This is a genomic window from Kitasatospora papulosa (assembly GCF_000717245.1).
GTDB lineage: Bacteria > Actinomycetota > Actinomycetes > Streptomycetales > Streptomycetaceae > Streptomyces > Streptomyces papulosus.
This window is the reverse complement of record NZ_JNYQ01000006.1, coordinates 226,931-239,668: the sequence shown is the minus strand read 5'-3', so window position 1 is coordinate 239,668 and position 12,738 is coordinate 226,931. Positions and strand designations below refer to the sequence as shown.

Annotated in this window: 10 protein-coding genes; 7 read left to right on the top strand and 3 right to left on the bottom strand. The window is 72.8% G+C overall.

The features are described from left to right. Positions 1 to 44: 44 nt before the first annotated feature. Positions 45 to 485, bottom strand: a complete 441-nt coding sequence (locus IA22_RS0119935; RefSeq protein WP_014157449.1) for an Lrp/AsnC family transcriptional regulator — start codon at positions 483 to 485, stop codon at positions 45 to 47. A gap of 203 nt (positions 486 to 688) precedes the next feature. On the opposite strand from IA22_RS0119935, the gene IA22_RS0119930 reads away from it, so the two are divergent. Further along, positions 689 to 1,117 (top strand): hypothetical protein, encoded by a 429-nt coding sequence (locus tag IA22_RS0119930; RefSeq protein WP_015576329.1) that lies wholly within the window; start codon positions 689 to 691, stop codon positions 1,115 to 1,117. A 413-nt stretch (positions 1,118 to 1,530) separates the two neighbouring features. Here IA22_RS0119930 and IA22_RS0119925 read toward each other — a convergent pair whose 3' ends face one another. Then, positions 1,531 to 2,703, bottom strand: coding sequence for an acyl-CoA dehydrogenase family protein (locus tag IA22_RS0119925; protein WP_015576331.1), 1,173 nt, complete (start codon positions 2,701 to 2,703; stop codon positions 1,531 to 1,533). A 350-nt stretch (positions 2,704 to 3,053) separates the two neighbouring features. Here IA22_RS0119925 and IA22_RS0119920 point away from each other — a divergent pair, with 350 nt between their 5' ends. The 5 genes from IA22_RS0119920 to IA22_RS0119900 all read left to right on the top strand — a co-directional run bounded on the left by IA22_RS0119920 (position 3,054) and on the right by IA22_RS0119900 (position 10,301). Continuing rightward, positions 3,054 to 4,319 carry a glycoside hydrolase family 18 protein gene (locus IA22_RS0119920; RefSeq protein WP_030124341.1) on the top strand — a complete coding sequence of 422 codons (1,266 nt, stop codon included), beginning with the start codon at positions 3,054 to 3,056 and terminating at the stop codon, positions 4,317 to 4,319. A 267-nt stretch (positions 4,320 to 4,586) separates the two neighbouring features. Continuing rightward, positions 4,587 to 5,561: an alpha/beta hydrolase gene (locus IA22_RS0119915; protein ID WP_015576333.1), complete on the top strand. Its 975-nt coding sequence runs from the start codon at positions 4,587 to 4,589 to the stop codon at positions 5,559 to 5,561. Positions 5,562 to 5,611: 50 nt separating this feature from the next. Continuing rightward, on the top strand, positions 5,612 to 6,331 hold the full coding sequence (locus IA22_RS0119910) for an alpha/beta fold hydrolase (RefSeq protein WP_015576334.1): 720 nt from the start codon (positions 5,612 to 5,614) through the stop codon (positions 6,329 to 6,331). 181 nt (positions 6,332 to 6,512) lie between these two features. After that, a complete protein-coding gene (locus IA22_RS0119905; RefSeq protein WP_030124340.1) occupies positions 6,513 to 9,302 on the top strand; it encodes an AAA family ATPase in 2,790 nt (929 codons plus the stop codon). A gap of 105 nt (positions 9,303 to 9,407) precedes the next feature. Beyond that, complete coding sequence (locus tag IA22_RS0119900) at positions 9,408 to 10,301, top strand: helix-turn-helix domain-containing protein (RefSeq protein WP_030124339.1); 894 nt, start codon at positions 9,408 to 9,410, stop codon at positions 10,299 to 10,301. A 41-nt stretch (positions 10,302 to 10,342) separates the two neighbouring features. On the opposite strand, the gene IA22_RS0119895 is transcribed toward IA22_RS0119900, so the two are convergent. Further along, positions 10,343 to 11,314, bottom strand: coding sequence for a helix-turn-helix domain-containing protein (locus tag IA22_RS0119895; RefSeq protein WP_030124338.1), 972 nt, complete (start codon positions 11,312 to 11,314; stop codon positions 10,343 to 10,345). A 293-nt stretch (positions 11,315 to 11,607) separates the two neighbouring features. On the opposite strand from IA22_RS0119895, the gene IA22_RS0119890 reads away from it, so the two are divergent. Then, positions 11,608 to 12,591 (top strand): alpha/beta hydrolase, encoded by a 984-nt coding sequence (locus IA22_RS0119890; RefSeq protein WP_030124337.1) that lies wholly within the window; start codon positions 11,608 to 11,610, stop codon positions 12,589 to 12,591. The last annotated feature ends 147 nt before the right edge of the window (positions 12,592 to 12,738 follow it).

Here is a 12,738-nt window from a genome sequence, read left to right as displayed (position 1 = left end):
ACAGGTTCGTCCCCCGCCCCCTCCTCGACGGCGGGCGGGAGCCCTCAGACGCGCGGCGGCCGTGCCTCGTAGGGCGTGGAGAGGACGACGGTCGTACGGGTGGAGACGCCGGCCAGCGTCCGGATCCGGGTGAGCAGGTGTTCGAGCTCCAGAGGGCTGGAGACCCGCACCTTGAGGATGTAGTTCTCGTCGCCCGCGACGCTGTGGCACGCTTCGAGCTCCGGCACTCCGGCGAGCCGCTCGGCGATGTCGTCGGGTGCGCTCGGGTCGAACGGTTTCACCGAGATGAACGCGGTGAGGGGCAGGCCGACGGCCTCGGGGTCGACGACCGCGGCGTAACCCCGGATCACCCCGCGCTGCTCCAGCCGGCGGACGCGCTGGTGCACGGCCGAGGTGGACAGGCCCGTGGCCTTGCCCAGGTCGGTGTAGCTCATCCGCCCGTCCTTGACGAGCAACTCCACGATCTGACGGTCCAGCTCCTCCATGCGGATCAACCTATGGCCCCAGGTCCCTCCAGGCACAGTCGTAGGGCCCCAGGAAGGGCACGTTCGAGGGTCATGTGACCAATGCCACATTTTTACGGGTGGGTAGCCGACGGCCTCGCGATTACGGCCGACCTCCGCCGGGAAGTGCTTGCTGTGGCCGAGGCCGTGGCGCCATGCCGGCCCACCCGAGGGGGGAAAGACCCATGCAGAGCCTGAAGCTCACCGGACGTACCGAACCGCAGCCCGATACGGACGCGGTGGGCACCGCGTTCACCGCTCCGGACGAGGACACCGTCCTCGACGCGTACGACACCTTCGAGATGTACCGGGTGATCTGCCCGGACTGCTCCCAGCCGATCGCCCTGCTGGCGGACGAGGACGTGCTTCCCGAGCACGCGCTGTGCGCCACGCGGTGGAATCCGTTCGTCCTCACCGTCTGCCCCGGCACGAACCGCGACGCCTCCCTGGCGCTCCCGGCGGACGAGTCGCTGGAGGCCCAGGAGCAGGAGACGGCGCTGCTGTTGACGCTCCCTCAGGGGCTCGACTGGCGCATGCAGCCCTTCTCCCACGCCGGCGGCCCCGGTTCGCGTCCCCTGCGGTACGTGCCGCAGCTGCGGCGTCACGCGGCCTGACGTCCGCGCGCCCGAGGGCGCGTCCTGTGCGTACCACGACGGCCGGGCCGGCGTGGTACGGCAGTCCACCGGACGGCCGGTGACCGCGGCACCCGAGGAACGGGCGCGCGAATCGGCCGGACAGTGACTCCCGGCCCCGTGGCGGCGTTGGCCCTGTATGACCACGCTGCATTCAACGGCCGGCCCGGCCCGCCGCCGTCTCGCCGCACCGACGCCCGGAGAATCGGTTCCCCGGTCCGGGCCGTCGCCCCAGGAGTCCGCGCGGCAGCCCGTGCCGCACAGCACCGACCCGCCCATCTACCGCGCCATGCTGCGCCATTGGGAGAGCGCGGGCCGGACCCTGCCGGGCCGCCATGACCAGGAGTGGAACCGGATCATGACGACACCGGTCTGGTCGGACCGGCCCCTGCGGTTCAGCGTGTCTCGGGACCCGCGAGGTGACGGGCGATGACCATGCGCTGGATCTGGTTGGTGCCCTCGACGATCTGGAGCACCTTGGCCTCGCGCATCAGCCGCTCGACCGGGAAGTCGAGGGTGTAGCCGTAGCCCCCGAGCACCTGGACCGCGTCGGTGGTCACCCGCATGGCGGCGTCGGTGCAGAAGAGCTTCGCCATCGCCGCCTGCCGCGAGAACGCCAGGCCCGCGTCGCGGAGCCGGGCGGCCTCCAGATAGAGCGCCCGCCCGGCCTCGATCTGGGTCGCCATGTCGGCGAGCATGAACCGCAGCCCCTGGAAGTCCGCGACGGGGCGGCCGAACTGGCGCCGGTCGGTGGCGTAGCGGACGGCCTCGTCGAGGGCCGCCTGGGCGACACCGACGGCGCACGCGGCGATTCCCAGGCGCCCCGAGTCGAGTGCGGACAGGGCGATGGCGAATCCCTGCCCTTCCTCGCCGATACGGCGGTCGCCGGAGATCCGTACGCCGTCGAAGTGCAGTTGGGCGGTGGGCGAGCCCTTCATGCCCATCTTCTTCTCGGGCAGGGCCGCGTCGAGGCCCTGGGCGTCGCCGGGGACGAGGAAGGCGGTGATGCCCCGGGGGCCGTCCTCCCCGGTACGGGCCAGCACCGTGTAGAAGTCGGCGACGCCGCCGTGCGTGATCCACGCCTTGGTCCCGGTGAGCACCCAGTCCTCACCGTCCCGCACGGCCTTCGTGCGCAGGGAGGCGGCGTCGGAGCCCGAGGACGGTTCGGAGAGGCAGTAGGCGCCGAGCAGGCCGCCCGCGAGCATCGCCGGGAGGTGGGCGGCCCGTTGCTCCTCGGTTCCGTATCCGGCGAGCGCGTGGCAGGCGAGGGAGTGGACGCTGACACCGAGACCGACGGTGAGCCGGGCGGCGGCAAGCTCCTCCAGGACCTGGAGATAGACCTCGTACGGCTGGTCACCGCCGCCGTGGGCGGAGCCGTACGGCAGTCCGAGCAGCCCCGCTTCGGAGAGCAGGGTGAAGACGGGACGCGGGAAGAATCCCGCTTCCTCCTCCTCGGCCGCCCGTGGGGCGATCTCCTTCGACACGATGTCGCGTACGAGCTCGACGAGCTGCCGGGACTCCTCGGTGGGCAGACGGCGTTCCACCGGCTGCTGGGCACGGTCGGACATGACGGCGCTCTCCTCCCTGTCGGGCGTGTCGGCGGTCGCGCGCGGGGTGTGCGCGGCACCGCCGGGTGGTCCCGGGCGGTGCCCGGAAATCTACGGCTCCTCAGCCGATCCTGCCTTCCCGGATCACGGGAGGCGCTGGCCAGCGGCTGTGGCGCGTCGAGTATGCCCGATCGGAGCGCACGCGTCACCGGGTCGCGGGAGCCGTGATCAGGGAAATTGGTCCGAACCATTGACCCAACTGGTCTAGTCCTTCTACGGTCTCCCCCAAGCCTCATCGCGTCCATGCCAACCACAGGTGGACGGACAGGCACCCCCCACCACACCCAAGCCCTCCCCCACGAGGAGCCACAATGACCGGACTTCACCGTCCCCGCGCCCGCCTCCGGGCGCTCGCCGCAACCTTCTGCACCGCCGCCCTGGGAGCCGCGCTCCTCGGTGTCGCGGGTACGTCCTCCGCGGGTGCGGCCCCCACCGCCTCCGCTCCGGCGGCAGCCGGCGCCACCCCCACCGCGGCCGGCGACAAGGTGGTCGGATACTTCACCAACTGGGGTGTCTACCAGCGTGATTACCACGTCAAGAACATCGAGACCTCCGGCTCGGCCGACAAGCTGACGCACATCAACTACGCCTTCGGCAACGTCCAGGGCGGCAAGTGCACCATCGGGGACAGCTACGCCGACTACGAGAAGGCCTACACGGCCGACCAGTCGGTGGACGGCGTCGCGGACACCTGGGACCAGGAACTGCGTGGAAACTTCAACCAGTTGCGCAAGCTGAAGAAGCTGCACCCCGACCTGAAGGTCATCTGGTCGTTCGGCGGCTGGAGTTGGTCCGGCGGCTTCGCGGAGGCCGCGAAGAACCCGGCCGCCTTCGCCGAGTCCTGCCACAGCCTGGTCGAGGACCCGCGCTGGGCCGATGTCTTCGACGGCATCGACATCGACTGGGAGTACCCGAACGCCTGCGGCCTGACCTGCGACACGAGCGGACGCGACGCGTACGGGGACCTCCTGTCGGCGCTGCGGTCGAAGTTCGGCACGGACAGCCTGATCACCTCGGCGATCACCGCGGACGGATCCGACGGCGGCAAGATCGACGCGGTGGACTACGCGGGGGCGGCCCAGTACCTCGACTGGTACAACCCGATGACCTACGACTTCTTCGGCGCGTTCGCGGCGCAGGGCCCGACCGCTCCGCACTCACCGCTGACCTCCTACCCGGGTATCCCGACGGAGGGCTTCAACAGCGACGCGGCGATCTCCAAGCTCAAGGGCCTGGGCATCCCCGCGGAGAAGCTGCTGCTGGGCATCGGCTTCTACGGGCGCGGCTGGACCGGCGTCACGCAGTCCGAGCCGGGCGGCACAGCGACCGGGGCCGCCCCGGGGACGTACGAGGCGGGCATCGAGGACTACAAGGTCCTGAAGGACAGCTGCCCGGCCACCGGCACCGTCGCGGGCACCGCGTACGCCCACTGCGGCACCGACTGGTGGAGCTACGACACCCCGGCCACCATCACCACGAAGATGGACTACAAGAACCAGCAGGGCCTGGGCGGCACCTTCTTCTGGGAGCTCAGCGGCGACACCGCGAACGGTGAACTCATCAAGGCCATCAACTAGCCCCGACGGGGTACACGGACCGCAGGGCGGGTCAGGGGTGGGGTGCCGGGCGGGCGCCCCACCCCACCCGTCGTGGGCGGGGGCGTCTCTCTCCGTCCCCGCCTCCGGCGTGCTGTGCACGGGCAGGCAACATCCGTGCGTGCGCGGGCAAGGGAGCACGGCCGTCACGCCCTAGCGTTTCCTGTACACCCCATTGATTCCCCGGTGCACGCATCCGGCACGACCCGGCACCGTGCGCCGGGTTCACGGATTGCAGGAGTACCGCTCATGCCTGAAGACGTCGCACGCACCTCCCCCGTGCTGGAACCGGCCGCTGCCGCTTTCGCCGAGGCGACCGCGAACCCGCCCTATCTCTTCGAACTCGCCCCCGCGGACGGCCGTAAGGCGGTGGACGAGGTCCAGTCCGGCGACGGCGTGGCGAAGCCGGAGATCGACGAGGAGTGGATCACGGTCAAGGGCGGGCCGACGGGCGACGTCCGGGCGCGCATCGTGAAGCCGGCCGGCGCCACGGGGACGCTGCCGGTGATCCTCTACATCCACGGCGCCGGATGGGTGTTCGGCAACGCGCACACGCACGACCGCCTGGTGCGCGAACTCGCCGTGGGCGCGGGCGCGGCCGTGGTCTTCCCCGAGTACGACCTCTCGCCCGAGGCCCGCTACCCCGTGGCCGTCGAGCAGAACTACGCCGTCGCCCGGTGGATCGTCCAGGACGGTGCCACCAAGCAGCTGGACGGTGCCCGGCTGGCCGTGGCCGGCGACTCGGTGGGCGGCAACATGACCGCCGCTCTGACGCTGATGGCCAAGCAGCGCGGTGACGTGGCCCTCAAGCACCAGGTGCTGTTCTACCCGGTGACCGACGCGAGTTTCGACACCGGCTCGTACCGGCAGTTCGCCACCGGCTACTTCCTCCGTCGTGACGGCATGCAGTGGTTCTGGGACCAGTACACGACCGACGAGGCCGAGCGCGCGCAGATCACCGCCTCGCCGCTGAGGGCGACGACCGAGCAGCTCAGCGGTCTCCCCGCGGCTCTCGTGATCACCGGCGAGGCGGACGTGCTGCGCGACGAGGGCGAGGCCTACGCCGACAAGCTGCGTGAGGCCGGCGTGCCCGTCACCGCCGTGCGCTTCCAGGGCATCATCCACGACTTCGTCATGCTCGACGCCCTGCGGGGGACCCACGCCGCGGAGGCCGCGATCACCATGGCCGTCCAGACGCTGCGCACCGCCCTGCACGGCAGCTGACCACGACAGTCCCGCTCCGACACAGACACCGACCCGAGACAGGCAGAGAGATGACCACCACCCCCACCGTCGTACTCGTCCACGGAGCCTTCGCCGACGCGAGCAGCTGGTCCGGCGTCGTGACCGAGCTCCGGAGCCGCGGCATCCCCGTGGTGGCCGCCGCGAACCCGTTGCGCGGGCTCGCCTCCGACGCCGCCTACATCGCGGCCGTGGCCTCCAGGATCGACGGACCCGTCGTCCTGGTCGGGCACTCCTACGGCGGCGCCCTCATCACCGTTGCGGGGACCGCCGAGAACGTCGTGGGTCTCGTCTACGTCGCGGCCTACGTCCCCGACGAGGGCGAGAGCCTCGGCGAGCTCCAGGGCCGCTTCCCCCTCTCGCCCCTGGTCAGCAACCTGCGCGAGGGCGGGTACCCGGTCGCGGGCGAGGAGTCCGCCGTCGAGGTCACCATCGCGGCCGAGAAGTTCCCCGAGATCTTCGCCGCGGACGTCCCGGCCGACGTCACCGAGGTGCTCGCCGTCTCTCAGCGGCCGCTGTCGACCACGGTGTTCACCGAGGCCGCCGCCGCGGCCGCGTGGCGGACCAAGCCCTCGTGGGCTCTCGTCGCGGGCGCCGACCAGGCGATCAACCCCGACGTCGAGCGCTTCGGCGCGGAGCGGGCCGGGGCGACGACGGTCGAGCTGGACGGAGCCTCGCACGCCGTCGCGGTCTCCCGGCCGAAGGAGGTCGCCGGGCTGATCGTCGACGCGGTGACGGCCACGACCGCCTGATCACTCGCGCAGGACACGGACCGCGGCGCGGCCGGCCCCTCGGGCCCGGCCGCGCCGCGGTCGTCGTGCCACCCGTGCTCGACGACGCCGGCACTGCCCGATAATGGTGGTTCGGTCGTGAAAGCGATTCGGTCGTGCTACCTCCGACGGCGGCACTGCGGGCCCGACGAGCGAGGACAGCATGAGTGTGCGGGAGAACGGCCTTCCCGGTGACGGGAACGGCGGGCCGGAACTGCTGGGACGCTCGGCCGAGCGTGCGGTTCTCTCGGCCGCCCTCGCCGGGGCCGGTGCCGCGGTGCTGCTGCGCGGTGACCCCGGAATCGGCAAGACCAGCCTGCTCGAATGGGCCGTCCGCCGGGCCAGGGCCGCGGACACGAGGGTGCTGCGCATGGTCGGCGCGGCTGCCGAGTCGGGTCTGGCCTACGCCGCGCTCCACCAGGTGCTGTGGCCGTTGCTGGACGAGTCCGCGGGCCTTCCCCCCGCTCAGCAGGACGCGCTGGAGCGCGCGCTCGGCGTGCGTGAGGGAGCGCCTCCGGACGGATTCGCCCTGGGCGACGCCGCACTCGGCCTGCTCGCCAGGACGGCCGCCCGCCGGCCGCTGCTCGTGGTCCTCGACGACCTGCAGTGGGCCGACGAGACGAGTGCCGCGGTCTTCGCCTTCCTGCAGCGGCGGATCGAACGGACGGCGGTGGTCCTGCTCGCTGCCACGCGCGATGCGGAGGCACGGTTCGACGGATCCACCAGCACGGTCGTCGACGTGGGGTGTCTCAGCCCCGGCGAGGCGGGCGTCCTGGTCGACTCACGCTGCCCCGGCCTGGAGTCCGGGGTGCGTGACCGCATCCTGCACGAGGCCGGGGGCAACCCGCTCGCGCTGACCGAGCTGCCGCTCCAGCTGGACCCCGATGTCGGCCGGGGCGTGCTGCCTCTGCCGGACCACCTTCCGGTCGGCACCCGCCTCGGGCGCATGTTCGATACACGCATCGCTCGCCTCTCGTCCCCGGCGCGGGACCGGCTGCTGCGGCTGGCCCTCGGGGAGGCCTGGCGCGGGGCGGACCTTCCGGGTACCCGGGGCCACGTGCCGCGTCCGCCGGGCGACGACGCCCTGCTGAGGGAACTCACCGGTTCCGGCCTGGCGGTCGTGGATCCCACGACCTCGGAGCTCCGCTTCCGCCATCCGCTGGTCGCGTCGTGCGTGGTGGAACTCGCACCGAAGGCGGCGGTACGCAAGGCGCATCTGCGGATCGCCGCACTGCTGCCCCCGGACCACCCGCAGCGCGCCCTTCACCTGTCGGCCGGGACCGTGGACCCCGACGAGGCGACGGCGTCGTGCCTCGAACGGGCCGCGGAGGAGATGGCGCAGCGGCGCGGCGACGTGGAGGCCGCCCGGTTGTACGGCAGAGCGGCTGAGCTCAGTGAAAGCCCGTCGGGTGCCGTGCGGCGGTGGATCATGGCCGCGTCCCTCGCCACCCGGGGGACGGCTCCGCTGGACTTCATCCGCCGTCTCCTGGACGAGGTGGCGCGGCATCCGGTGCCGGAGGACCTCGCCGTCCTCCACCAGTTCTCGATCGCCTTCTTCCAGCTGCACGAGGGATCGGACTACCGTGCCCCGGCCGTGGTCATGTCCGAGATCCTGGACGGCCTGGGAGCGCTCCCCCAGGAGGAACCGGGCGGCCTGAGGGACTCGTTGTTCTGCCTGCTGATCCTGACCACCGTCTACACCGGGGACGACGCCCTCTGGGGGAACCTGGACCGGCACATCCACCAGGCCTCTCCGCTCGCCGCGCTCTGCTACGACGTGTGGAAGGACCCCGCCCGCACCGCGCACGGCGCCGCCGAGCGGCTGCGGCCGGCGCTGGCCACCCTGACGCCCCACCAGGAGGCCATGTCCGTCTGGCTGATCCTGTGGACGGCTGTCGGTGCCGACGTGATCGGTGAACACCCTGAGCTGCTCCAGAGGCTGCAGAGGCAGCACGTCTGGGGTACCCGCTCCTTCCTCGACCTGGTCACCTGCCGGGACGACGTGATCAGGGGCCGCTGGGAGAGCGCGCTGCGCACGGCCGAGCGGGGAGCCCGGGAGTCGGCGGCACGGGGCTTCGACATCCACCGGATGACCCATCACCTGCATGCCGGGTTCGTGCTGGCGGGCAGGGGCGAGGCCGATGCTCTGGACTCCCTGCACGAACAGCTGGGGCCCTGGGCCAGGGAGCGGGGGCTGCGCTTCCTCCTGGACGGGATGCACGCCCACCGCTCCCTGCTGGCCCTGGGGGCGGGGCGGTACGAGGACGCCTACGCCCACGCGGCCGCGGTGACCCCGCCGGGCACACTGCCCGCCCGCGTTCCCTGGTTCCTGCACAGCTTCCTGGACCTGGTGGAGGCGGCGGTACACACCGGACGTGAGGAGCAGGCACGCGCCCACGTCGATGCGGCCGTGGCCGCCGGGGTCGCGGAGATCTCCGGTCATCACGCGTTCACCGTGTCCGCAGCGGCGGCCGTCGTCGCCCGGGACGACGCCCGGTTCCGAGCGGCGCTGGCCCGTCCCGGTGCCGAGCTGTGGCCCTTCACCCATGCCCGTCTGCACTTGGCGTACGGCGGTCACCTGCGTCGCCGGAGCCGGCGCAAGGACGCCGTGTCCCCGTTGCTGGAGGCGAGGCGGATCTTCGCCGGGCTCGGTGCCGTGCAGTGGGTGGCCGCGGCCGACCGGGAGCTGAGCGCCGCCGGTGGCGCCGTCCCGCCGACGGCGGGACGGGGCGAGGCGTGGCAGGGGCTGACCGCGCAGGAACGCCGCATCGCCGATCTGGCCGCCTGCGGACTCACCAACCGGGAGATCGCGCATCGTGTCCGGGTGTCCCCCCGTACGGTCGGGGCGCACCTGTACCGGATCTTCCCGAAGCTCGGAGTGACCTCCCGTGCCGCGCTCTTGGAGGCGCTGGCGGACGGCGGTGCCCGCGGCCCCGCATCGGACGCCCGGTAGCGGCTCGCCGGGCTCTGCCGGAACCCGTCAGTCAAACGACGTACTCCTGCGTCCACCCGCTGTCGCAGCATCGGGTGACAGCCCGTGTCGCAGGAAGGGGTTCCCATGAGGTCGGCCGGTCCGGAGCCTGTCGGTACAGAGGCGGTCGACGGCTTCGCCGGGCTGCGGATCGATCCGGGCGGCGGGCCCGCCGATGTGCGCAGCCACGTGGTCGGGCCGCTGCGCGTCACCACGGTCCGGGGCGCGGCACTCGCTCTGCGGGCCGTACCCGGGGATGGGCCGGGCGTCACGGCGCTGGTGCACGTACGTGGCGCGGCGGTCCTAGGCGGTGCGGGCGACGGGCGGTGCGGTCCCGGGGACCTGGTGGTGTGCGACGGCCCGTTCGACCTGCGGGAGACGGAGGACTTCCTCCTCCACGTGGTCCGGTTGCCTCTGCGTGTACTGGGTCCGGTCGACCCGGCGGTCCTGCGCGGGGTGCACCGGCCGGCGGACAGCCCCACGGCCTCCCTGATCGAACCGCTGCTGGTGTCCCTGGCCGCGCCGGGCCGCGCATGGCAGGGGCCGACCGCCGACCGGCTGGCCTCCGACACCGCGGGGCTGTTCACGACCCTGGCGAGGGAGACGCGCAGCACCTTCCCCGCGGACGCCGGGTCCGACCGGCACCTGCTGACGACCCGGCTGCGTGCCTACGTCAACGAGAACCTCTTCGACCGGGGTCTGTCACCCGAGAGCATCGCCGCCCGTCACCACATCTCGGTGCGCTACCTGCACAAACTGTTCGCCGGTGAGGGAGTCACGGTCAGCCGGTGGATACAGCAGCGCCGGCTGGAGGAGTGCCTGCGTGAGCTGGGCCGCCGGGGCGGGGCGCCACGGCCGGCCGTGGCGGTGGTGGGCAAGCGCTGGGGCTTCGGCAACGCGGCCCACTTCAGCCGGAGTTTCCGCACGGCGTACGGCATCTCTCCCCGTGACCGGTCCGGCCCGCCCGTCCGGCCGTCCTGATCCGTGTGCCGGCGGCGCTCACGCGGCCCGCTGCTCGTGGTTCAGGGCCGGACGGTGCCGGTCGTCGCCGGTGCGGCACCGCGCCACCGGCCGGGCGGGTGACCGTACAGGGCCTTGAAGGCCCGGCTGAAGTGCGCCGGGCTGTGGAACCCCCAGCGCGAGGACACAGCAGAGACGGTCGCGCTGACGCTCCCCCGGCGGGCCAGTTCCTTCGCGCATTCCTCGACGCGGCGCCGCTGCACGAGCCGGCTCACCGTGACGGCCTCGTCCTCGAAGAGGCGGTGGAGGTAGCGCACGGAGATGCGGTGGGCGGCGGCGATGGACTCGGGGCCGAGGTCCGGGTCGCCGAGATGACGGTCGATGTGGCGCAGCACGGACCGCACCAGCCGGTCGCGGGCGGCCCCCGCGTGGTCGTCGTCGTCCGGGTCGGAGGCGTCGTGCACCAGGGTGGCGAGCAGATCGGTGGTGTTGCCGCCCAGGGCGTCGGCGACCGAGGGGGGTATCCGGCCGGCCGTGACGGCGAGCCGGGCGAGGAGGGGGACGAGGAGCGCGGGCACTCCGTCCCGTGGGGACAGGGCGCGCCCGGTCACTCCGCGGACGGAGTGCGCGGGTACGTCGAGCGCATGATCCGGCACGCGCAGGACGCGGAGGCGGAATCGTTCCCGCTCGTCCAGCGAGAAGGGACGCCGCAGGTCGACTACGGCCGCCTGCCCCGGTTCCAGCACGGTGCTGCGGCCGTCCTGGGTGAGGGCCGCGTGTCCGTGTTCCTGGAGGACGACCGCGACCGCCCGGGCGGGTGCGCTCTCGACGAGTCCGGGGGTGCGGCTGAGCCGGACGGGGTCCGCCTCCAGCGACAGCAGGCGTACGTACCCGAGCGGGACGCCGGTGAGCGACGCCTCGAAGGGGCCGTCCTGCCGGCGGCCCGCCTTCACCGCGGCCAGCCGCAGCCCGACTTCACGCTGCCAGGCGGCCAGGCGGCCGGTGCCGGCGTCGCGGGCGGGGTCGGGGTGCACAGGGGTCTCCTCACTCGTACGGTCACCCGAGTCTGACCGGCCGGAGCGCCCGGTCGTTAGGTCATCTGACTGACCGGCGTGGCAGGGCGGACAGCGTGCCGGGCCGGGCTCGGACGAACTGTGCACGGATCGGCACGTCCCGGTGCGCCGGGCGGTGCCCTGGCGTTCTCGGCGGCCCTAGGGTGGTGCCCCGGTGCCGGGAGCGGGAAGCTCCCGGCACCGGGTGTTTGCCTGCGTGGCCGCGGCGGGCTCCGCTCCCCCGCTCCCGGCCGCGCCACGCGCAGGAGTCCACCATGGAACGGCAGGGTCAGCCCCTGGCACCGCCGCTCGTACTGGAACGCCTCGCGCGGTCCTTCGCCGAGAGGAACCGCTGTCCTTCGGCCTGGGTCGGATCCGACGTGGCGAGGGCCAGGGCCACCGCCGCCGCCTGGCAGGACGGCGCCGCGGGCCACCCGGACGTGACGGAGGAGTGGCTGGCTCTGCCGGGGCCGGCGGGCCGGCGGATCAGGGTCTGCGTCCTCAGGCCGGCGGGGGTGACGGGGCCGTTGCCGGTGGTGCTGTACCTGCACGGGATCGGCTGGATGCTGGGAAGTGCCACCGCGCATCGGCTGCTGCTCGCCGACCTGGTGCTCGGTGTGGACGCGGCCGTCGTCGTGCCCGAGTACGACCGGGTCCCCGAAGCCCGCTACCCGGTGGCGGTGGAACAGGGGCTCGCGGTCGCCGGGTGGATCGCCGACCACGGTGCCCAGTGGCAGCTGGACGGCGGGCGGATGGCCGTGGCCGGGATCTCGGCGGGCGCCAATCTGGCCGCCGGGGTGACGCTGCTGGCCCGACGCAGCGCCGGGATCCGGTTCCGGCACCAGGTACTGGTCTGCCCGGTCACCGACTCGGCCATGGACACACCGTCGTACGGGCTCTTCGCCGAGGGGTTCTTCCTGGGCCGCGCCGCGATGAGCGGCTTCTGGGAAGCCTACGTACCGGATCCCGGAAGGCGGTCCGAGAGCGCGGCCTCGCCCCTGCGCGCCACCGCCGAGGAGCTGTCGGGACTGCCCCCGGCACTCGTCGTGACCGCCGAGGCGGACGTCGTACGCGACGAGGGCGAGGCGTACGCCGCGAGGATGCGGGAGGCCGGGGTTCCGGTGGTGTCGGTGCGATACCAGGGGACGGTCCACGGCTTCGTCCTGTTCGGCGCCCTGCGGGAGAGCCACGCCTCGCGGGCGGCCAGGACCCAGATGACGGACACGCTCCATGTCGCCCTGCACGGCGGCTTCTCCTGAGCCCGGCCGCCGCACCGGCGTTCCGTGCAGTGTCGGAACAGCACCGGTCCTCCACGGTCAAGGACCGGGACCGGGGCGGCCCTAGCGTCGTCGGTGGGCCGTCGCGCCCGCCACGCGGTGGGCGCTTCCCGGCTCCCGCGTGCGACA